Source organism: Porphyromonadaceae bacterium W3.11, assembly GCA_030434245.1.
Lineage (GTDB): Bacteria > Bacteroidota > Bacteroidia > Bacteroidales > Porphyromonadaceae > Porphyromonas_A.
In genome coordinates this window covers 328,850-353,809 of the sequence record JAUISX010000002.1, presented here as the reverse complement: position 1 = coordinate 353,809, position 24,960 = coordinate 328,850, and the positions used below count along the sequence as shown (strand labels likewise).

General features: G+C 41.0%; 11 protein-coding genes. All 11 read left to right on the top strand.

The features are described 5' to 3' along the window. Positions 1–32: 32 nt before the first annotated feature. The 11 genes from QYZ87_04080 to QYZ87_04030 all read left to right on the top strand — a co-directional run bounded on the left by QYZ87_04080 (position 33) and on the right by QYZ87_04030 (position 24,951). Positions 33–1,001 (top strand): FimB/Mfa2 family fimbrial subunit, encoded by a 969-nt coding sequence (locus QYZ87_04080; GenBank protein ID MDN4753710.1) that lies wholly within the window; start codon positions 33–35, stop codon positions 999–1,001. Positions 1,002–1,051: 50 nt separating this feature from the next. Then, positions 1,052–2,320, top strand: coding sequence for a hypothetical protein (locus QYZ87_04075; GenBank protein ID MDN4753709.1), 1,269 nt, complete (start codon positions 1,052–1,054; stop codon positions 2,318–2,320). A gap of 87 nt (positions 2,321–2,407) precedes the next feature. After that, positions 2,408–6,385, top strand: a complete 3,978-nt coding sequence (locus QYZ87_04070) for a FimB/Mfa2 family fimbrial subunit (protein ID MDN4753708.1) — start codon at positions 2,408–2,410, stop codon at positions 6,383–6,385. Positions 6,386–6,977: 592 nt separating this feature from the next. Continuing rightward, positions 6,978–10,220, top strand: coding sequence for a SusC/RagA family TonB-linked outer membrane protein (locus QYZ87_04065; GenBank protein ID MDN4753707.1), 3,243 nt, complete (start codon positions 6,978–6,980; stop codon positions 10,218–10,220). Positions 10,221–10,233: 13 nt separating this feature from the next. Further along, positions 10,234–11,634: a RagB/SusD family nutrient uptake outer membrane protein gene (locus QYZ87_04060; GenBank protein MDN4753706.1), complete on the top strand. Its 1,401-nt coding sequence runs from the start codon at positions 10,234–10,236 to the stop codon at positions 11,632–11,634. 9 nt (positions 11,635–11,643) lie between these two features. Continuing rightward, on the top strand, positions 11,644–12,843 hold the full coding sequence (locus tag QYZ87_04055) for a TlpA disulfide reductase family protein (protein ID MDN4753705.1): 1,200 nt from the start codon (positions 11,644–11,646) through the stop codon (positions 12,841–12,843). Positions 12,844–13,648: 805 nt separating this feature from the next. Beyond that, positions 13,649–17,065 carry a BACON domain-containing carbohydrate-binding protein gene (locus QYZ87_04050; protein MDN4753704.1) on the top strand — a complete coding sequence of 1,139 codons (3,417 nt, stop codon included), beginning with the start codon at positions 13,649–13,651 and terminating at the stop codon, positions 17,063–17,065. A gap of 476 nt (positions 17,066–17,541) precedes the next feature. Continuing rightward, positions 17,542–19,248, top strand: a complete 1,707-nt coding sequence (locus tag QYZ87_04045; GenBank protein MDN4753703.1) for a LysM peptidoglycan-binding domain-containing protein — start codon at positions 17,542–17,544, stop codon at positions 19,246–19,248. 2 nt (positions 19,249–19,250) lie between these two features. Further along, entirely contained in the window at positions 19,251–19,913 is a 663-nt protein-coding gene (locus tag QYZ87_04040; protein MDN4753702.1) for a porin family protein, read from the top strand. A 3-nt stretch (positions 19,914–19,916) separates the two neighbouring features. Next, positions 19,917–21,590: a putative transporter gene (locus tag QYZ87_04035; GenBank protein ID MDN4753701.1), complete on the top strand. Its 1,674-nt coding sequence runs from the start codon at positions 19,917–19,919 to the stop codon at positions 21,588–21,590. A 73-nt stretch (positions 21,591–21,663) separates the two neighbouring features. Then, positions 21,664–24,951, top strand: a complete 3,288-nt coding sequence (locus QYZ87_04030) for a DUF2723 domain-containing protein (GenBank protein ID MDN4753700.1) — start codon at positions 21,664–21,666, stop codon at positions 24,949–24,951. Positions 24,952–24,960 lie beyond the last annotated feature (9 nt).

Genomic DNA, 24,960 nt, shown 5'->3' with positions numbered 1-24,960 from the left:
ATAAGGTTATAATTGAATAGCGTGCTAAAGAAATGAAGTTTTCCAATAAATTATCCCTGCTGATGCTCTTAATGATAGCATTGGGAACAGTGTCGTGTGATAAAAAGATATTTGATGATTTATCTGAGTGCCCTCAAGGTGTGATCTTCAAGTTTCACACTCAGACCCCTTGTCAGAGTGCTCCATCCTATCCCTTGGCGATCAAGGAGACTCGCATCTTTGCATTCAATGAATCGGATGTGCTCATAACAAATATGGACACAAAAGATGTGGTGCTAGATAAGGACTACCAGCTCATCACGGACTATCTCCATGTAGGCACTAGCTCATTTATAGCATGGGGAGGCGAAGACCTTAGTAAGTATGACTTCTCAGATTTCGAGGCAGGCAAGACCACTAAGAGCGAGATGATGATCTCACTTAAGCGTCAAGCCGACCAAGCCAACGCCGATATGCCACATTTATACGTTGGTACACCCATCAATGGGAATCTTACACAAAAGGACTATAGGAACCTAGGAACCCACTACGACACTGTGGACTTCCGCATGCAGCAGCTAACCAATATCGTCAGACTAACTGTTCGCGGGCTAAACCCAGCACACCAGTACTCGGTAAAGATCTTAGCAGCTAATTCTAAGTACGACCTCATGGGCGAATCCATCCAGGATACTCGCTTTACATATATATCCCCAAATTCTGAGCAGATAGAGGGTGACCTCAAAGCGGACTTCCGTCTTCTTAAGCTGGAGCATAATAAGGATATCAAGCTTATGGTCACCGACCTAACCACAGACAAAGTGATCTACAGTGCCGACTTAGTAGATGACTTAATTGCGTATCAAGGTAAGTTTGGCACTTCTCCCATCAATCTGGAATGTGAGCACAACTTTGTGGTGGTGCTAGATATCACTCCTACAGAAGAATCAGAGGATACATACATGGCTGTTAAAGCGACCATTAATCAATGGAATCTTGTCTTCAGAGATGTGGCATTATAAATGAAGAATAGATTCTGACCACGATTGAAAGAAGACAAAAAAAATATACAATGAAATTATTATCAAAAATACAACACCTCTCCTCACTAGTCATTATATTAATGGTTGCAGGTTGCTCTCAGATATACGACGAAGATAAGGTTACTTGTACGAAGGAGCAGCCCGTCTCTATCATAGCCAGTATTGATAATGCAAACGTCCGAGCTGGAGGGGCCCCCACACGTACTAATGGCAACGTTGAATCTGATGGTAATTCTGTATGGACACCTGAGGAAGTGGGTTCTTTAGATTTTGAGCGGACAATTAATCATGTTTTTCTTTTCGTTTATAAAATAGGAGAAGATAAACCACATAAGGTTTTTTTCTATCATACTGGGACTAGCCCTCTTACTGGGATTCCCAATTTAGATATTCGGCCATTGAATATTGCTTCAGGAAGCCCAACTTCCTTCACAATGGAATTGGAACTTCTATCAGGATACTATAATTTCATATTGTTGGTTAATAGTGAATCCGCCTTACGAAAAATGAAGGATGATAAAATGATTGAACATCCTGAGCAGTTAGTGGAAAAGAATATGATTCTCACCTCAGATAATCTAAAAGGTTATAATAGGAAGTATCTTCCTATGGTCGGACAGCATGAACTATATGTTCCTTACCATAGGGCGGGGAGCGGAACCGACAGATTGACACTAATCCCAGACATTAAGCTAGAACGCGTTCATGCTTGTGTAGAGTTTATCCTCGACACAGTAGACAAAGATAAACCGGGTATTTTTTTCTCTCCTATTCTAGAAGAGACAAAAGTAACTGGTCTAACGTTGTTAAATGAGCAAAACAGCTACACTGTAATGCCTTCAAAGAAAGACTATACTGTGACAGGGATCGATAGTTCAACGCCTATCCTATCTACACCACTCCCCAAAAAACCTCTTGACCCAGCTCGAGACACCGACTATACAATTGGGATACATTATCAAGCCAGTGGTTACTTGCAAAAGTTTTATAATAGACTGTTACCATACGTTTCAGATTATGATTCTCAGAAAATATATACTTATGTAGCTCCAGCTACATGGGCAACAAATCAGGAGGAATGCCTTTCAGTTAAGCTAGGTGTTCGTTTTCCTGGAGATAGTGAAGATACTTACTATCTCATCCCGCTAACTAATCCGGATGTGACTGGTGATGCCCAATTCGTGACACGTCGCAATACCATATACCGCGTCCACGCCAAGCTCAAAGGACGAGACTTATCCGTCCTCGATTACGATGTGATAGATTGGACGAACCAAGATGTAGATATTCCATGGTAATAAGTTATAGGTCGTGGTATTTCCTGATTTATTCTTAGACAGACTTAACCTTTTGATAATATAATAAACATAATACATATGTATTCTATGAAATTTAATAACTTTAAATTCACAGTAGCAGCATTAGCAGTCCTGATGATATTGCTTACAGCCGGCTGCCGTGATTCATTCTTTGACCGTCACTCAGAGCCTACCTTAGAACAAAAGTCTGAAGATGATGACGAAGAAATGACCATTACCGATGGAATCTCAATAACATTGGACTATGAGTCGCACTCGCTTAAGACACCAATGTTGCGGACAGCTCTAACCGCAATTGATGTAAATAAAGAAAGTGAACTTCGACTTAATGGCACACGAATACTGGTTTTTGACAATAATGAAAATTATCTTTATGATGCTCCAGTAATTAAAATAGAACCTAACATCAGTGCTCCATATAAGGGAAAAATCACATTACTTGCTAAGGAGGGGCAAGGGCTTACTCTTGTACTACTTTCAAATCTAACAAAAGAGGAAAAAGTAAGAATTGTTAGTGGGAAGAAATCAGATGTCCTCAAAAGTTTTAAATTTGGGATTACCAAGGATACAGACTTTGCAGAGGGAGGCCTTCCAATGTGGGGAGAACTAAATCAGCTGACCATCTCTCAAGATCAAGGAGCTCAACCTAATATAGGTAAGATAAACCTGCTACGAGCTGTGGCACGTGTTGATGTTGGACTTAATATGACCGCTAAGGGTAATACTGGTACTGATGCTGATTTTGACGAAACCTCGCAAACCTTACAATCAACCATTATTGATCCACAAAGTAAGAAAGAAATGACAGTCAAATGGGGTATTGATGAAGTTTATTTCTTTAATGCAGCTACAAAAGGACTAGTGGCACCTACCTCTGGTAAATATGCATTGGAGGATGGTAAGGCTAAAGCGAAAGAGGTATCGTTACCATCTGATCCTGGAAAGCAGGATATTACTTATACGGCACATAACAACTTACTGAAGAGAGTCATTTACGTGCCAGAGTCTGATAACCCTGAGCCATCAGCAAGCAATGGTGCTCAGACTTTACCTGGTGATCAAGCTAACTATATGAATCGTCCGTATCTCGTGGTCAAATTGAACTATACTGAGGTGGGAAGCAATGCAAAAGGTGTGACCTACTTCCGTATAGATTTTCTTAAAAAGGAGGGGGATGAGGCTACAGCAAAGTACACCTATCTGCCACTCTTGAGAAATCATCGCTACAAGGTCGATATTAAGAATATTGGAGGACTTGGATTTGAAAAGCTTGAGGATGCAAAGAAGGGTCCATCAGCCAACATTATGTATAATGTCCTCGTGTGGGATGAATCACAGATGAGCAATGTCGTGTATGACGGCCAATATATGTTGGGTGTGAAGACCGATGAATTCACTTTTTATAAGGCGAAAGGAGGTACAGTCTCAACCACTGTTCAGACATCTTGGCCTGATGGTTTTGAGGTGAAAAATCTACCTGATTGGGTTAAAGTGAAATCCATTGAATCAACTGGCTCTGATACATCAGAAACGAGTGAGAAATTAGTCACGTTTGAAGTAATTGAGGATACAAACCAAGTAAGAGAATGGCTTAATAGTGACGACCATGAAGGAACTTATATTCAAGCAGGTCGTATGCGCTGGAACCTTTCTTTTAAGCAACTTAATACGCTGGATGTTAAGATAGAGATATTTTCAGATAAAGAGTGTATAAAACCATTACAGTTTATTGAGCTTGATGAGAGAGGAGAAGCCACTCCCAACAACCCATACACGGTAGGGAAGAAGAAATTCTATGTACGAGTAAATTCTGGCTCTGTTATCTCGGATGTTGCAAATAACACAGGTGATCATTTTTTATTTTCAAGTGGAACTGCTTCTGGACAAGAGCTACCACCACTTGCCCAAGCGAAAGAGATCAGTGCAAATGTCTTTGAGTTTGAGGTGACTGCTTCACCTATGAACAATGAAGAGGATCATTTTGAACTGAAGCAAAACAAGTACATATTTACTGCTACACAGGGAGGGGAATCTGCACAAGCAGAACTTACCATTAATCAAACTGAATACAACATCGTTTTCTACGAAGATGAGGCACTAACCTCTCCCATCACTAACGAATCTGGTATTTACTTAATGGATGGGGAAAAGCACCGTTTTTATGTCAAGAGCAATATCCCATATACCCTATGGCTAGACAATCAGATCATTGACGAAGCTGCCAGAACTAGCGTTAATTCTGATGATAAAGGAAACGCTAAGTTGCCAATGGTCGTTAGTTACTTTGAAGAAGGGGCAGAGAAAAATATAAATTATGTAATAGGACAGTGGATTAAAGTCAAAGAGCAGTTATCTACGTCTAGATTAGGCTCCCCATTGGATTTTAGGGTAGCAAATGATATTAATAATCCAAAGATCATCTATGGCCATGTGAAGTGGGTAGCTGGAACTCCGCTTCCTTCGGTCGCATGGAAGTTCCCAATGTTTACGGGGAACAATAAAGACGAAGTAACAATGATTATCTCTGACTTTGTGAGTGCCACTTTTTTACCAGAGGCAAACTCATATCCTATAACCTTAGGAAAGAGCGGAGTACTCATACCACTATCTCGTATTAATAAAGCCGCGAGCTTTTACGATCTAAATTTTGACTCCCCTGAACACTTCACTGACAGTAAATACTCAGATAGTAGCGATCAAACTGCAAAACTTAATTCCAGTGAGACCTGGGAGAGCTATAAGAGGAGAAATAAACTTAACATATTGGAAGAGGATGATAAAATCTCATTGGAAGTACTTTGGACCGATGTCAAAAGTGTTACAGAGGCGGGGTCTACTAAAGAGAGAAATCCAATTCAAAAGGATGGAACTGCTCCTCTCAAACTGTTAACAACAATTAAAACGGGTGGAGAGCAATACGCATTCCTTTTGCCTGGGAAAGATGAAGATAATAATTATGGAAATCTTGTATTCGGAGTTCGTTCTTCTATTAAAGATCGAGTGGATAATAAGAGAAGCTATTCTCTTGATCCAGCAGAGGAAGGAAAGAAGGCCCTTCTTTGGAGTTTCCATATTATGTTATATAGATCTAGTCAGATTCCAGCAGATAATGGATCAAAAACGAATCCAGACAATAATTCATTAACTTATTACGATAGGAGTATTATTAGTGATTATGAAACAGTTTGGGGTTTAGATGTAGTCTCTTGGCCATATGATTTGGGAGCCTTTGAGTTACCGATAGACTGGAAGACATTGTCAGATAATGGTTTAAGGTATCAAGACTTCAATTATAGGCGTGTAGGGCTAACTTATCAATTTGGTCGAAAAGACCCATTCCCAAGATGGATTAATGCAGTAAACGCACCTACTCGGATTGTAGGGCATGACGGGAAAGAGGTCAAATTTACTTTGCGTAAAGGAGTTACGATTTCGATGAGAGAATCTATCGAAAACCCCATGGTAATGGCGGCTTCGGTTGGGGGGCACCAATGGCTTACAGAAGGCGGTAATACTTTAGATACAAACATTGGACTAGGAGGCTCTTCATCCTTTGGGTATTATGGACTCTGGGGCGGTGGTCCTGCGGTGGGTAATGAATCTACCGCAGGCCAACGTAGGGATATTATGCGTACTACTATTAAGACTGTCTTTGACCCATGTCCGTATGGTTTCGCAGTACCTACCCCAGGTTATAGTTTTACCAGAGTATTTGAAAATGAAAGCAATATGGTCCGCTTCAAGCCTAACTTTGTAGTTTGGGCAAAGGCTGGCTCCATTAAAGTATATAATACATATTCAGGTGACGAAACCAGTCTCTTTAGTATATATACAGGCAATGGAGTATCAGGTACTGGAGAAGGCTTTTGGGCTGTGAGCACCACATATCTAGCACAAGCTCACTATCCAGTGATCCTCCTCCGGTTTGGGACCAATAGGACAAATGAACGTTATCAGGCTGATGTGCATAGAAGTTCACCAATAATGGTGCGTCCATTTACGAATCGCAGAGAAGCAGATTGGAATAAATATATAACTCGATAGAGGAACCCTTCATTATGTGGACTGCTGAGCTGATCTAATTAAGATAGATGAGAAATGCCTTGACCTCGTCACTACACTATAGATGTTGTGACGAGGTCGGGGTATTTGAGAAACTCACCCAAAAAGTGGGTTCTGTGTCGTTCTTTGTAATTTATTGGTGTTCGATAAAAATCTAAATAGTTCATATTACGAATTGAATTATAGCCTATTACACCCACAATTAGAAGAGGGGGGGCACATAAAACTATTTTGATTATCAAAGTGTTAAGTATGTTTATCGGACACCAATATTTGTAATTATTGTAACTAAAAAAGTGTGTAAGTCATAAGAGTGCTATCTTTTACAATTCTCCAAAACAAAAAGAATGATACCAATGCAAGTCTGTCGAAAGTGGCTAAAACTCTTTCCCAAAACCTGAACAAAGAGACACATATTTCCACTCAACCCTTCAAAATTCACTTCAAAAAGATCTGATTAGCAATAATTAGCTATATTTGCCTCACTAAGACAAAAAACAACAAATATTATATTTAGTTATTCTGATGAAGTACCCCCTTATTACACGTAAGGTCAATTAAAATTAAAATAAAAATGAAGAAGATCGTAGAAAAATTAGCTTTCGGCCTTTTGCTCTTCTGCCTGTTTAGTGCAACACTAGGTAGTACCAAGGCTTATGCTACAGCATCTGAGATAACACAGCAAGACGATGAACGACTCATCTCTGGAGTGGTAGTAGACGCTCAAAAAGAAAAGCTACCAGGAGTTAAAATAAATGTAAAGGGCACTTCTAGAGGAGGCATCACCGATCTGGACGGGAACTTTAACCTTAGAGTTAAGCCCAACGAAAAGGTATTAATTTTCTCATTTATAGGATACAAGACTGTAGAGCTTGACATCACAAAGGGATCTATATTTGAGGTGGTCATGTACGATGACACCAAACTTCTAGATGAAATCGTTGTGACTGGGTATCAGACCATATCAAAAGAGCGTGCTACGGGGTCCTTTGCTCTTGTCAATTCGGATGATATTAAGAGTAAACTCCAGACTGACATTTTAGGACGCCTAGAAGGGCAAGTTCCTGGACTACAGAGAAATGAAAAAGGATTCAATATCCGTGGGATTTCTACTCTGAACGGAGTAGCAACACCACTCATCGTACTTGACGGACTGCCTTACGAAGGTGACATCAAAAACATCAATCCATCAACGATTACTAAAGTCACCGTCTTAAAAGACGCTGCGGCTGCATCTATCTATGGTGCTAGAGCAGCTAATGGTGTCATTGTCATAAATACTATGGATGGCTCGAGAGATGGAAAAGTACACATCAATTATGACGGTAGTATCCATTTAACAAGAAAGCCAAATTATAAGTCACTTAATCTCTTAAATACTTCTGAACTAATAGACCTTCAGTCGTCTGCATTTTACCTCAACCAACAGAATTGGAGTGAAGTAGATAAGAGGTATGCCATGAATCCTGTTGAAGAAGCCTTACTAATGCACAAAGCAGGTCTATTATCACAAGCTGATCTGGATAATAAACTTAATCATCTGAAAAGCCTGGATAATAGGGACCAACTGAATGAGTTTTTCCTACAGACAGGCATTACCCACCAACATAACGTATCTGTATCTGGTGGTAATGAGAAATACAGATATTCGGCATCCCTAAACTATATGGGAGATAGAGGAACGACACAGAAAAATAATTCTGAAAATATCGGCGTCACATTAAGAAATACGATGAACTTCCTTCCGTGGTTAACTGCCGACTTTTCCTTTAGTGGTAGCTTTGATAATTCATCCTCTCAATTCGGAGGAGGAAGCTACTTGGATTTCATCTATAACAGACCTTCATACGATATGCTATATGATGAAACTGGACACCCAGCCTATCTGAGGATGGAAAAATCTGAAGAAGAATTGAATAGACTTACCTCTATGGGGCTACTAGATGAACACTACAGTCCTGTCCTAAATAGAGATAAAGAAACCTCATCCAAAAGAACTAACTATTATAGAATACAAGCAGGGCTTAATATTAAGCTTATTGAAGACCTAGATTTGGATTTACGATTCCAAACTGAAAAAAGCTCCTACAAGTTTATTACAAACTATGCCAATGACTCATACCATGTCGCAAACATGATAAATAATGCGGCACAGTATGATGCTGAAGAGAAGCAAATAAACTATAATGTACCACTTGGTGGACAAATGGCAGAGACAAGAGGAGATACTAACGCCTTCACATTCCGACCTCAGCTCAACTTCCAAAAAGATCTTAATGATCATAGCATCACAGCACTAATGGGATTTGAGATACGTGCCACAAAGGAGACAGGGACACGGTCGTATTACATGGGTTATGATGAATATACGTTAGGATTTAAGCCAGTTAATCAATTGGATATTAGTAGAATATCTGGGACAGAGTCTCTCTCAGGCAGTTTCCTTTGGGCAGCACAGAAGGAGAACTATCTATATGATTATGATGATCGTTTTATCTCACTTTATGCCAATACCTCATATACCTTCCAAAATAAATTGAATATAACTGGAAGTATTCGCGTCGATCAATCCAACTTATTCGGAACTGACCCTAAATACCAATATAGACCGTTATGGTCACTAGGTGCTAGTTATGATATTTCTCGGGAAGAGTTTCTTGACAACGTTGACTGGCTCGATTTCCTAAAGTTGCGTTTTACCTACGGAATTGGAGGTAATATTCCGAAGAATGTGGGACCCTATCTCATACTGAATGCGCCTGAGTACAATCCATGGATAGATGATTTTGGCTCTAACATCAAATCACCCCCAAATAATAGATTACGCTGGGAAAAGACCGCAACAACTAACGTCGGTATTGACTTTGCTGTACTAAATAACAGATTAAGTGGGAGCTTCGACTTCTATAATAAGAACACCTCTGACCTACTGGCTTACAGAGATGCTGACCCTACTCTAGGGCATGAACAGTTAATGCTTAACTATGGCTCTATGTATAATAGAGGTGTAGAGCTTTCTCTAAACGGATTAATTATCAACAATGATAATTTCTCATGGAACACAATCTTTGGCTTTAGCTATAATAAAAATAAACTGATTGATGTGGACGATTCTAATAAAGAGATTCTAGGATATACCAATGGACGCACCATATCCAAAGGCTACCCTTATTCCGCAGTATTCAGTCATCGATACGCTGGACTGAGCAAAGAAACAGGTGAACCACTTTACTTCAATAAGGATGGAGAAATAGTAGATGAGATCACTGACATCGAGGACCTTGTTTACTCAGGGACCACAATTGCCCCATACTTCTCATCATTAACTAATAGCTTCAGGTTCTATAACTTTGATCTCTCCTTCATGTTCACCTATAGAGGAGGTAATGTATTAAGAAATGAAGCAGCTCCATATATGGGCTATGCTCCCTCTGTAAACGTAAATAGAGATATTCTTAATAGATGGAATAAACCGGGGGATGAATTGAACGCAAATACCACACCTGCTCTCGTGGGTAGAGCACTTGATACTATATCAGAGGTACACCCGTGGAAAACTGCAGACATTCATGTCATTAAGGGAGATTATTTTAAACTGCAAACGCTTTCTCTATCTTACAACATTGATAAGGATATATTAGCAAAACTAAATATGGAATCGATGAGTGTAACTTTCCAAGCAGACAACATTTGGATAATCCCAATCAATAAAAAGAATGTCAATCCCGAAGCTCTATCACTTGTTGGATACGGATGGGGCCAGAAAGGACTGCCCATTTCGCCCTCATTCAATGTAGGAATTTCAGCAACATTCTAAATAACACATAGTGATGAAAAATACTAAATACTATATCATAATATTCTTTACAGTCTTTACACTTGTTGGATGCAACAAATTCTTGGACAACCAGCCAAAAGGTTTCTTGATTCCCAAAACGGCAAAAGACTATGAAGCTCTTCTTAATGATGGAGATATACTTAAGTCATCAGAGACCTATCCTATATTTATGACTGACGATGCATACATCCCAGAAATGGATCAAACTGGTTTTTTACCTGGCATCAACAACATAGACAAGGTCACAAAAAATCTATACACGTTTCAGAAGGACGTTTTTGGTCAGTCAGAAATGGACGGATTTTGGAGTTACAGCTATAATAGAATCTATACTTATAATGTAATCATCCAACAAATCATGGGTGCAGACAAAGCTACTGATGCTGAAAAGAAAGCCATACAAGCTCAGGCTTACCTCGGTAGGGCGTTTGAGTATCTTAACCTCGTCAATGCCTATGCCACTCATTACGACCATAATACAGCTGATAAAGACTTAGCCGTCCCTCTAATCTTAGATGACATCATTGATCGTGAGGAGTTAAAAAGAGCTACAGTGGAGGAAGTATATGATCAAATTAAGTCTGATTTGTCTGAAGCAGTGAAGCATCTTCCTAACCGTTCCTCTCATGGGGCTTTCAGGGGTACAAAATCAACTGCACTGGGGATCCTCGCACGCATGCACTTATATAGAGAAGAGTACGAAGACGCCCTCAAATATGCCACCGCATCACTAGAAATATACGATGCTCTTCTGGATTTAAAAGAATATGAAGTCGTAAATCCACTCGGTGCTATTGGCCGTATTGATGTACCAACCCTAAACGACAATCCTGAAAACATTTATATCAAAATGCCTCCTTACGTTTACGGCGTTAGTATGACAGTATATGGTTCAAAGGACCTCATCAACCTTTATACTCCGAATGATAAACGTCTGCAACTTTTCTTTACCAATAGTCCTTTTTCCATCCCTCTTCAGGATTATTTATGGTTACCTTTCTTAGAAAGTAATATAGCCATAGCAACGCCGGAAGTATATCTTACAGCGGCTGAATGTGAAGCTCGAATAGGCTCCAAAGATAAAGCGATGGAGTATGTTAATAAGCTTAGAGATTATAGAATCGAGGGTAACACCCCACTAACCGCAACAGACAATGAGGATGCTCTGAAAATAGTGTTAGACGAAAGACGTCGTGAACTTGTATTCCAAGGTCCGTCACGACTGTTTGACCTAAAGAGGCTCAATAAGGACCCTCGATTCGCTAAGACCATCACTCGTAAAATAGATGGAAAAGAGTATAGTCTTGAACCTAACAGCCCTAATTATGTACTTCCGATACCACCTAAGGTATTACGATTTAATCCTAACATGGTTGATAATATCAGAGAATAAATTATATATATGAAAAAATTTATTTATTTTTATAGTGTATTTCTTTTAATACCAATATTTGTCGTGAGCTGCAATAAAAGCTCACAAATTGAGTCAGAGGGCATACAAATCAATGGTGTCGTTAACAACATTGAGAGTGATAGCCTATATCTCTACGACGTATATAGCGAGCACTATGGGTACCTCACCCCTCTTGCTTCATTTCCGCTTGATGAAAATAAGCAGTTCACGTACAGCAACGACACTATACGTTCAAAGCTTTATTTCATCTCTACAAATGGACAGCAAATCCCTGGACTACTTGATCAAAACGGATCCTATATTTTCCTCACTAATGGAAGGAACGAAATTGTTTTGACACAAATTGAACCAGGGGTTATAACAGGTGAAGTGACGAACTCACTCATTGATGCTCAGTATAGAGCATATAAGGAAAAGGCTTACACGCTAGGAAATAGGCATGTACTAGACTCGCTTGACGCTGAATTTTATGCAGCTAGAGATAAAGGAGATACTACTGAAATGGCTCGAATCAAAGAAGAATCTGGTCCCTACTATGATGAAGCCATGGCTAACATGGATGAGTGGATTAAGTCTCAACTTAACGATAACAAATATGAACTATTTGACCTGTATCTATACTACAGCAAAGTCTTTCAAATTACTACTTATAACTCAATAGAAGATATATCAGCAGTACGAGAGGAACTAAAAAAATATAATGAAGAAGCTCAGGCTAGTGCTTACCGTGTACTAATAGAGGAGTCACTCAAATTACAAGAGAAGTCTGCTATTGGGATCGAAGCACCTGATGTCATAGGAGAAAATCCTGAGGGGGAGAGTATTCACCTCAATGACTATAGAGGCAAGTATGTATTAATGGACTTCTGGGGATCTGGGTGCACATGGTGTAGAGCAGAAAATCCCTATTTGTCTAAGACATATAATAAATTCAAGGAAAATGACTTTACCATATTAGGGATCTCAACCGATGTAGATAAGGACGCTTGGCTTAATGCTATCAAAGAGGATCATGCGACTTGGGACCATATAATTCTAGACAAGGAACATAAATCAAAAATCCTATCTGAGTATAACATCATCGGCATTCCACAAATCATTCTTATTGACAAGGAGGGAAAAATACTAGCGAAGGGATTACGTGGAGATGATATCTATGAAACTGTAGCTGAGTACGTTTCAGAATAGATTTTAGTCTATAAGTTGTGAAGGACCTAGCTTATGATATGCTCTTATAGTATATCATCGACCTATGCTAAATAAAATATATCAGTATATTTTTTCAATTTAAATTTGTCGTATCCTAAGTACTCGCAATTCAAGGATATTGCCACTAGAAAAGGTGAATTGTTAGCATCTATACAACCGCTTTAATGAGTTATCCTTCATCGCAATAGCGATGAAGGATAATTCATTAAAAGAAATCACCTCACTTGCTTTATAACGCGATAGATATAAACATCTTTCAATTGCATTCGTGTAAGTCTCATTTTTGTTCATCTTTTGTGTTTGAAAAATTACAAAGAGAACATTCTTGGGACTTACACACTTTTTCGAGACAGTATCTACATAATAATAAAGATAAGATGTGAATCCAAAGCATAAAATTGCTAAAATTCACATTATATAAAGCTTTATACTGACTAGAATAAGTAATTTTTCACGCCCTTTTGTTGAAAAATAGGTACCTTTGAAACACTTCATATAAGAGAGCATCTGATAATGAGAAGAAGAGATGAGTATTTTCATCAATTTAGTTAATACCTTACTTCTCTCGATCATTCTCACTAATCCGTCAACTATAGGTAATAGAAACAAGACTTATAAGGATATGTATGACAGTTATCATGGCAGCCTAAAATTACAAATGCCTATTGATCCTAAGGCATCCTAATTATAATCATGCTGAAAATTGGATAAACAGAATAGATGTGGTTTAGGCTAGAAGTACATGAACTCATACAATAGAATAGAAATTAAAATAACCGATATAATGATAAACAATACACGTAATTGGCAGACTTCAATAATCTCAGCCATCCTAATCCTATTTCTTGGATGGGGAATAACCAGTTGTAAGGATGAGCTTCGTACGAATAAAGGCTTGATACCAGACTCCACAACTGATGAAATAGAGATTGAAGAGGGATGGTTTAAGGTCTCGATGAGTTTTAATGCAGCCGAGCATTTGAACCCCGCTAAAAACCTGCGGACTCTTACTCCAGCACAGGAGAATGGAATCAAGGACAAAAGCGTACGCGTATTAGTCTTTAAAAGTACTGGTACTGGTGATATATTTGACCACGAAGCTAAGGTGACAAAGATAGAACCTAATGTCTCTGATGAGAACGCATCTGGGAAGATCACCTTATTTATTAAGGATTCGGCTCCAGCATCCTATAAGTTCGTAGTCCTAGCGAATGTTCCTTTAGAGAATCCAGCCACCACTGTATTTTCAGGTATGAGTTCTGACGAGGTGCTAGCTCTTTTTACATTCAAAATGCCTAATGATAACACATGGAAAGGCGACGATCTACCGATGTGGGGAGAGCTCTCAGCCGTTGCCATTCACTCACAAGGGGCGGTGCCAAGCCTTGGGACGGTCAGCCTCATACGTGCAGTAGCTAGGATAGATATCGGGTTGAACATGACTACAGAAGGGACTGAGCAATTTAGTGAAAAGGCAAGTGGGATAACAGGTATTTCACTGACCTATGCTTATTTCTATAACATGAATGATAAGGGGTATGTAGCTCCAACGAGTACGAGCTATAGCTCTGCAGAGAAAAAAGTGACGGCTCCATCGGCCCCTACGACGGGTGTAACAACAATTGATTTCGATAAGAATAGTGAGATTAAGAATGATCTCCTACTTCGCTCTGTGTATGTCCCCGAGGCTACAAATGCGAATGCCACCACGACTGACTATATGAAGAGACCGTGTATGGTGGTGGGGTTAAAAGGAACAGTCAAGGGAAATGCTGAGAAGGTTACCTACTACCGCATAGACTTCCTCAAGAGGGAAGGAGCTGAACCCAACGCGACGTATGAGTATCTACCCCTCTTACGTAACTACCGCTATCTAGTGAACATTACCAATGTAGGCGGTCCTGGTTTTGACTCTCCAGAAGAGGCTAAGAAAGGGCCAGCTGCCAACATTATGTACAATGTAGAAGCATGGGAGGAGTCCACAATGTCCAACGTTCAGTACGATGGTCAGTACATGCTCGGTGTCAGCGATGATGACCTCACATACTATGATCGTCATGAAACACAATACATCACTGTTCGCACCTCTTGGCCAGGTGGATGGGAAGCCGCTGTTGAAAGCACAAGTAGCGATTGGTTAAAGATTGACAAGTCGAAGGGTGATAGTGGTTCTGATGTGAACTTAGGCATATCTGTGACTGATAATTCTGCTGATGATGCGACTAAAAGAGAAGGCATCATTACTATTACAGCTGGTCGCATGAGCTGGAAAGTGAAGGTTATACAACTCAATGAGAGTAAGCTTTCTTTAGGACTATTTGATGAGGATGGGGTGACCCCTATTTCTATGGTCGAGTTTCATGCTATAGGAGGAGAGAAGACGATTGTAGTTAAGTACCAGCCAAGTGATGGTCAATATGAATTGAAGAAAGTGAATGGTGATGAATTTGCGATTGAAGAAATAGGAGATAGTAATCTTATCTCAGGAGAGCGTAAGTATAAAATCACAGCTAAGCCAATGATTGACGAAACGGACCTCTTTGAGGTGATTGATAATTTTGCTCAAATTAAGGTTACAGCTGATGATGGCCGTGTATTACGACAGATACTTACTATCAATCAGACAGAATATAATATTATACCATACAAAAATAAAGTAAGTAATCAACTTGTCAATAGCCTATTGGAGGGCGAGAATGAACTATATCTAATGGATGGAAAGGATAAAAAGTTTTACATCAAGTCTAATCTCCCTTACAAGTTAGAGCTGATAGAAAACCATCCCAATGAGATATATGGAGGTGATAAAACGGAACTAATGATTAATGGTTTTGAGTCTAAAGAGTTACTAGGAAAGTTTTCGGGAGAAGAAATCACGTTTACAACATATAATGACCTTACTCAAGATCAGCAAAAGCGAATGTATGGTACAGCTAAATTTAAAATCACATCATTAGCTAAAGACAAGAAAACTGGGAAGCCTATAGTGGAGAAAGAGTTCTATGTAGATCTCGCTAGCGGTATTATTCAGCCAGAAGCTAACTGTTACCTGATGAAGCCAGGCAAAGTGGGCATCTTGATTCCAGTTTCTCGAGTGAATAGTGCCAAAAAGTTCTATGACGGCTATGCTGACCAGATGAGAGATAATCCGTCTTCATATGCCTTAGGTCGTGCCGACTGGGATAATAAAATCGCATTTCCTTCATTGGGCGAGACTGAGGAGTGGGTTGCTGAGTTGGTCTGGTCAGACATGGAGAGTGACGAGATTTTACCAGCACGACCAATAAAACCTGATGGCACAGCAGGGTTTAGAATCATTAAAAAGGTTGGTATTGGTCAGAATGCCTATATATACATACTGCCTGGTAAAACTAAGATAGGCAATGCAATTGTTCGATGTCGGGAAGCAAAAAAAAGTGGAAATACATTGTGGAGTTGGCACATCTGGGTAGTAGATGAATACCCAATGCTAAAGCATATAAATAATCCTAATAGCAACAATCTGGTTCTAGATAGAAATGTGGGTGCTAATAAAGTTGCAACAAGCTATATAGATACGACTAAAGAGAGCTACGGAATGCAGTATCAATTTGGCCGTAAAGACCCCTTTCCCATCCCTAATGATAATGGTTATAAGAGATTAGTTGATAAAAATGGAGATGAATTTACTATATACCAAGGGGCTGGTTATGTTACTATGAAAGAGACAATTATGAATCCAAATGAAATAACTTCAAACAATAATAACTGGATGTATGAAGTTGGTCGGATCAATCGTAAACTGAGAGTATGGTATGAAGTTTGGGGGGGAATCGAAGATAACACTAAAGAACAAAACGGAGCTTGGACAAAGGCATTAGAAACAAGGAAAAGTATTTTTGATCCATCCCCATACGGCTGGAAAATTCCAGCGATGGGTTTAGAAAGTAATTGGAAAACCAACATAGAAACTGGCAAACTAATTCTCCCGCTGAGCGGATATTTCGAAAATGGAGAGATTTCAAAGTTCCAAGAGAATATAACATACTATGGGTTATCTACAGTGCATTCGAGTGACATCGCACCAAGAGCAATTAAATTGGGACCTGATGGGAAAGCTGCTTCTCTTGAATTAGATAAAAAATTCAATCGATCTGGTACCGTTGTGATTCGCTCCATCTATAATCCAGAGGAAAGTGACTATAAAAAGTATCTCCCATAACTATCTGTATGAGATAATTGTATTACACACATACATGGTAAAAAGAGTCATGAGGCATATGGCCCTAGTATAAGTATATCCTACTGTGTAGATTATACTCCACAGTAGGATTTTTTCTTATCAGAAGTTAATACAACTCATTTTTTAACTCTTCAAGAAAATATTTAAAGCACCAAATTCAGGATGGAAGAACCGAAGGAGATATTATAATCAACTATTCTCATTGTCGGAGTTTCGAAGGGCTAGGAGACCTACCCTATAGCTATTCGATATTCACATTGCGACTCATTCTGAGTAGTATAATACTCGTAAGTTAATGAATCTGTACATTTGTGCCTTGTTATTAGTGGTGATATGTCCTTAGAGCTTTTATTTGGAGTGTCGTCTGTAGCTAGTAACACGGCAGACACCTATATCTCTAGTAAAATAGTTATATTTGTCGCTGAGTAATTATTAAACTAGTGATTCGATTTTTTATGACGCATATCAGGAGAATAACCCTATATGCCTTTTTGGCAATCGTAACGATGGCATTCAGTGTTGCTATCGCTCAGAATGCCGAAAGAGGCACGCATATCGTGAAGAGTGGTGAGACGTTATACAGGATTAGCAAGATGTATGACATCACTGTAGAAAAGCTATATGAACTGAATCCTGAGGCTCGAAATGGGATTAACCCAGGCCAGGTACTACAACTGCCCACTTATCAAGACGATAAGGAAGCAACATACCACATGGTAGAGGCTGGACAGACTCTATACTCTATCTCGAAAAAGTATGGTGTCACTGTTGGCGAAATTCTAAAGGTTAATTCTCAAATCAAAAGTGAGACTGAGATAGCTGCTGGGATGATCATTAAGATCCCCCCTCGTACGGATAGAGATATCAGGGTGCCGTCCAATGAGACTACCCCACCGCCTTCGGCTCGTCCTGAAAGTGACGGGATGACAGGGCTCAAACTATATACCGTACCAGCAGGTGCAACCGTCTATAGTCTACTGAAAGAGACAGGCTGGTCTGAAGCACAATTACTTCACTATAACCCTCAGATAAAAGAGGGGCTAAAGGCTGGGATGTCTATCCTAATCCCTGATATGAATATGCAGAATAATCTGGCTATTGGAGATCAAACCCCATTGCTAGACCTTCAGACAGTAGTCTTAACCCTCCCATTTGCAACAGATAACAGTCAGAGATTTAAGAAGTACTACGAGGGCTTCCTCATGGCACTCTTAGACCTAAAGAAGAGCGGAGCAAGCTTCTCAGTCCATGTGGTAGATTGTAGCGATGATAGACTACGCAGCACCATGCAGGAGTTGAAGGCATTACCACGAATTGACCTGATCATCGGTGGTGTCTCAGACCAATCTGTAAGGGAATTATCGCAGCTAGCACTTGATAAATCCGCGACATACGTGATTCCATTCACCTCACGAAACTATACTAATGCCGAGACTGGCAGTGCTGAGATCTATCAGGTCAATACCCCTCATCAATCGCTTTATGCCGAAGCGGCACAGAAGTTTGCACGTGAATATAGAGGGTATCACATCCACATCGTAAACTTTCCAAATGATGAAAAGGGCAAGGATCCATTCATTGATGTGCTGACTCAAGAGCTGAGCAGTCAGAGAATGACATACACCGAAGCGCCTCAGCAAGCCTTTGCTACACCAGAAGATGTTCTAAAGGTTTCGAATGCTTACGGAAAAGTAGTGGTCGTCCCTAATTCAGGATCCATGACAGCAGCGAATAATATCCTCTATCCTATCTCCACAGCCGCAGATAGTCTAGGGGTAACGAACGTTGTCGCCTTTGGTTATCCAGAGTGGCAGACCTATGTACGAGGTTTGGGAAAGATGATGAATGGAGCAGAAGCATCATTCTACACCACCTTTCATGTGGATCCAGATAGTAGTGAATACAAAGCCTTTGAGAGTGACTTTAGGAAATGGTATGGGCATGGACTAGGCAGTACCTTCCCTAGGTATGGACTCCTAGGATATGATACAGGGAAATACTTTTTGACACAATTGTATCGAAATGGATACACCGCAAGTGTCTCTAGAGGAATTCAATCGGAATTCAAGTTCGAAAAGAATAAAGTCAATCCCCACCTTCACAGTAACCTAGGGGTCTTCTTTGTGAAGTATAATTCTCTTGGAGGGACTAGGAGGTATTAACGATGTTACGAAAAAGAGTCGTTTCGCTATTCACCTTAGCTGTGCTATGCATATGTATGGCATCAGCACAGGAAACGTTTACCCTACGATTTATGGTCGGTGTGACAGGAGGAGTAAACCTCTCAAATATGATCTTTCAACCCAAAGTAGAACAAGGGCTGAAAGTGGGGTATGATGCAGGAGTGATCCTCCGATATGACATCGAGGAATATGCAGGTATTTGGGTGGAGCTCGATTACTCTGCAAGAGGTTGGAAGGAAAAGCCTATCGATCACCCTGACCTCTCCTATACAAGGACGCTCAACTACATTAACATGCCAGTGATGACCCACTTTATGATAGGCAAAGGGGCATTCAAGATAACGATAGATGCAGGAGCACACTTCGGTTATCTGCTAGGCGAAAGTAGCGAAGGTAACTTTCCTGAGAAAGGTCTTTCTGGAGTGGTTGTAAAGCAGCATGAGATGCCAGTCGAAAACAAGTTTGCATGGGGTCTTGGCGGTGGCTTAGGCACTGAGTATCACTTTAATAAATATGTAGCGGGGATCAGAGGTTCGTACGTGTATGGGCTTGGAGAGATTTACAATAATACGAGAAAGGATTATTTTGGTAAATCGTCCGAACAGGTAATTGCTGTAAAGCTCTATTTTCTCTATAAATTCTAATGTATGAGAGAGTCATTTCTTGAGTTTTGGACATCGGAAAGCTTGATACAAGCATTGATTATTATTTTCATCACTAGCGGTATCGGGCTATTCATTGGGAAACAGAAGATTGGCAAGTTTTCACTCGGAGGGGCAGGAGTCTTTTTCTTTGGTATCTTCTTAGCACACTTCGGGGTTAAGATTCAGCCAGAGATGCTCCAGTTCTGTCAGAATTTCGGACTGATCTTATTTGTGTATGCTCTTGGGGTTCAGGTAGGTCCTTCATTTGTCTCCTCTCTGAAATCCAATGGGCTGAAGCTCAACGCTTGGAGTCTTGGGTTGATACTATTTGGTTTATTAGCCGTAATCATACTCAATGCCGCTAATGTGGATAACATCAGTAACCTCATGGGTGTGCTGAGTGGAGCAGTTACTAATACACCGGCTCTAGCGGCAGCTCAGCAAGGGGTAGAGATAGTGCATGCCAATAGCCCCACACTTCGTCAAGAGCTGAGCGAGATGGCATTGGCGACAGCCATCACCTATCCCCTTGGTGTGATAGGAGTCATCATTGTACTCGAACTACTAAAGCTTTTCTTCCCCACCAAGTCTAAGCTTCGTGAAGAGGAAACGATAGAGGAGCAGCACTTCGTAGGTGAATACCAAGTGGTTAATGAGGGAGCCGTCGGTCGCACCTTGGACCAGCTCAATAAACTCTTCCAGACAGACTTTACTATTTCACGGATCTATAGAGAAGGGAAAGTATTCCAACCTATGCACAACACGATCTTACAGGAGAATGACTTACTGAGGGTTGTTAGTGATGAGTCTGATGTGGATCAATTGGTAACCATCTTTGGCAGACAAATCCCAACACGATCAGACGTGGAGTGGGATATAGAAAATAGCGAACTTGTCCAGAAGAGACTGGTGGTCTCCAAGGCTGAGTTTAATGGGGCCTCCCTCTCTAGTCTAAGACTTAGAAATCGTTTTGGGGTCACTGTAACACGTATCACGAGAGCCGAAATAGACTTAATCCCCCACCCTAATATCCACCTACAGATCGGTGATAGACTGACAGTAGTAGGTCCAGAGGAGGGTGTGAAGCAACTCACTGAAAGGATCGGTAATCAATTGAAACCCCTAGAGAGCCCCTATCTAATAAGTATCTTTGTAGGTATCACTATAGGTTGTATCCTAGGTTCGGTACCTATCCTGCTCCCAGGACTAGATACCCCTATCAAGCTAGGATTAGCTGGAGGGCCTATCATCATTGGTATCCTCATGGGAGCCTATGGACCACGACTAAAGATGACCACCTATATTACACATAGTGCCAACCTGATGGTAAGAACGCTCGGTATCACCCTATACTTGGCTTGTCTAGGATTATCCGCTGGAGGTGAATTTATCCAGACCATCGTGGAGGGTGCTGGTATGACTTGGCTGATACTAGGTTTAGTAATCACAATGATCCCAACTTTAATCATTGGGTTCCTCGCCATGAAATACTCCAAACTGAGCTATGCGAGTATTGGAGGCTTGCTCTGTGGAAGTATGGCCAATCCTGTGGCTCTAGACTATCTAAATGACCAGTTTGAGGATGATTCACCCACAGTCAGTTATGCTACGGTATACCCTGTAGGAATGTTCCTCAGAGTAATTTTGGCACAAATAGTGATTACCATCCTCCTATAGCGACAGGAGAAAAAGCTATGTACATAGAAATCGGTAACTTTGCGAGAAGATATTTCGAAATAGACTATATATTATGACACAATCAAGGTATAAGATGTGGGAGAGACTCCTCGGGGGGGTCGTCTTTCTTATCGCTACAACGACCTACCTCTTCACGATGGAGAAGAGTGCAAGCGTATGGGATAATCCTGAGTTCATCAGCACGTTTAGCCAAATGGAAGTGGGTCACCCACCTGGTGCACCATTCTATATGCTCTTCTATAACTTCCTCTCACACTTTTACCCTTCAGGTGGCGAAGGTATTGCCATTGCTGCAAATAGCATAAGTGCACTACTGAGTGGGCTGACGATTATGCTGCTATTCCTGACCATCACCCACCTGATACGTCGCTCCTATTATTTACGGGACACCTGGAGAAGCCCGACGACGATACCACTAGACCGAGCATTAGTGTTCCTAGGTGGAGGACTAGTAGGTGCTCTAATGTACGCATTCACAGACACCTTTTGGTACAGTGCCGTAGAGGCAGAGGTCTATAGCTTTAGTTCTTTCTTCACCGCCCTCGTCTTCTATCTCATTCTCAAGTGGGAAGAGCAGGCTGATGACTTGCATTCAGATCGTTGGATTCTCTTGATTGCTTACTTGATGGGGCTGAGCGTAGGTGTTCACTTACTGAACCTCCTAGCCATACCCGCCATGGCGGTCATCTACTACTATAGGAGACATCAGAAAACCTCATGGCAAGGGGTGGTGAAAGCAATCCTCATGAGCTTCGGACTCATTGCGATAATGATGTTTGGAGTGTTACAAGGAGCTCCAGAGGTAGGTGGATACTTTGACCTCTTCTTTGTCAACACCCTAGGGATGCCATTCAACACTGGACTGGTATTCTATATCCTTTTGTTACTCACTATTCTGGGTGTTACCTATTACCATACTATCCGCCGACCTGTGCAGGAAAATAAGTTGCGGGTCCTCTTCCTCCTATCAGTCATACTGATAGGGATTCCATTCGTCGGCTCTAGCTGGTGGATGCCATTATTAATTATTGGTCTCGTGGTCGCGTACCTATTCTTTTATGCCAAGAGATTACCAATACACACGCTAAGTGTCAGTACGATGGGGATGTTTTTATTCTTTATCGGAATGAGCACGTACGGCGTCATCCTCATTCGAGCCAATAGCGACATCCCCATGAACCAGAATAATCCTAGTGACGCTTTCTCACTAAGATATTATCTCTCACGCGAACAGTATGGCTCTACACCATTGATATATGGACAGACCTACGCCTCTCTGCCTGAGTATGAGGCTAATGGGAAGGCTCGTACCACTAAGACCGTGACATACCGCAGGGCTCAAAAGAGCAACCCGACGGATAAAGATCGGTACATGAAGGTGGAGGGCGACCAAGTGGTATATCGCAGCGATATGAAGATGTTCTTCCCTCGTATGTACTCCAACATGATGCCACACTATAAAGATGGGTATGAGTTTTGGGGAGATGTGAAAGGTCGCAGCATGAATGTGAATGACCGTGGCGAATCGCGTACCGTGGTAGTACCCACATTTGGAGAGAACTTGAAGTACTTCTTCAACTACCAAGTTAATTATATGTACTGGAGGTACTTCCTGTGGAACTTCAGTGGTCGGCAGAATGACCTCCAAGGTCAAGGAGAGATCCATAAAGGGAATTGGATCACAGGGATAAAGTTCTTAGATAGCCTAGTATTAGGACCTCAAGAGAACTTACCTGATATAATTTCGGAGAATAAGGGATACAATAGATACTTCATGCTACCTCTGATTCTTGGACTTTTTGGACTGGTAGCTCAGTTGTATGGCAGCCGTAGGAATAAGCAATCGTTTTTAGCGATATTGATGTTCTTCTTTATGACTGGCTTGGCCATCGTTCTGTACGTTAATCAGCCCCCATTCCAAGTAAGAGAGCGGGATTATTCGTACGCGGGTTCGTTCTATGCTTTCTCTATATGGATTGGCTTTGCTGTCCCAGCACTGTATAGCATTCTCTCAAGAGGGAAGAAGAAAAGTCCAGCTCTCGTAGGTGGTATTACCGCACTAGGACTAGGCGTAGTAGCACTGGTCTTCTCCCAAAACCTAGACGATCACAATCGAGATGGGAGGAGCTTAGCATCGGACTTTGGTAACAACTATCTAGAGAGCTGTGATGAGAATGCCATTATCTTATGTAACGGAGATAATGACACCTTCCCACTTTGGTATGTGCAGGACGTTGAAGGAGTAAGACGAGATATTAAGGTGTGCAACACCTCATATCTACAGGCAGACTGGTACATCGATCAGATGAAACGCAACTCATATACCGAGAATGCACTACCCATTACATGGGGACCTAAGGAGTATGGAGGTGAAAAGAGACTAGTAGCCTATGTCCTACCTCAGATGAAGGATACCATCCCTCTACGATTAGGGCTTGACTTCATCGCATCAGATGACCCCGATACACGTAGAGTACAAGGGATCGCAGATGCGTTGGATTATTTGCCAGCACAGTATGTGAGCTTCCCCTATGATGTGGATGCACTCATAAGTAACGGCACATTATATCCATCAGATACAGCCTATGTAGGCGACCAAAAGATGCACTTTGACTTCTCTAAGAAGTATTATCTAGGTCGTCATGAATTGGCCCTTCTGGATATGATGGAAGCCAATAGATTTGAGCGACCAATGTATTATGCCATTACCGTGGGAGAGGATCAGAGATTAGGACTGACTCCAAAATTTAGGCAAACTGGTATGGCCTACCAGATCATGCCATTTGAAACCAGAGGAACTGGCACAGAGATAGACACCGAAAAGATGTATCAGAATGTGATGACAAAGTTCCGCTGGGGTGGTGCAGACATTCCAGGTACTTACTTCGATGAGAATAGCCGACGATTAGTTGAGACTTATCGTAGTGCTGTATTCGGACCATTGGCAAGTGCCTTAGTAGCAAAGGGCGATACCAAAAGGGCTAAAGATGTACTGGACCTTTGCGAGAAAGTGATCCTAGAGGAGAATATCCCTCACAGCATCTCTTCACTCCCACTCGTCACAGCCTACTATGATATGAATGATATAGCCAAGGCAGAAGAGATCTCCATAAAAATCATGGAGGAGAAACTGAGAGAGTTGAATTGGTTCTTTAGCTTAAAGCCACAAGAGTTGGTCGGAGCCCTTCAGGACATTCAGAATGACGTCCTTGTCTGCTCCGAGTTACTGAGATATAATGAGGCGTATAAGGGCTCTATGAGTTCGGTATATGGAGACGACGTGAAGATGTATAAGGACTCTTTCTTAACTATTCATAAAATGATTTCGGGAGAAATCTAATCATTACCA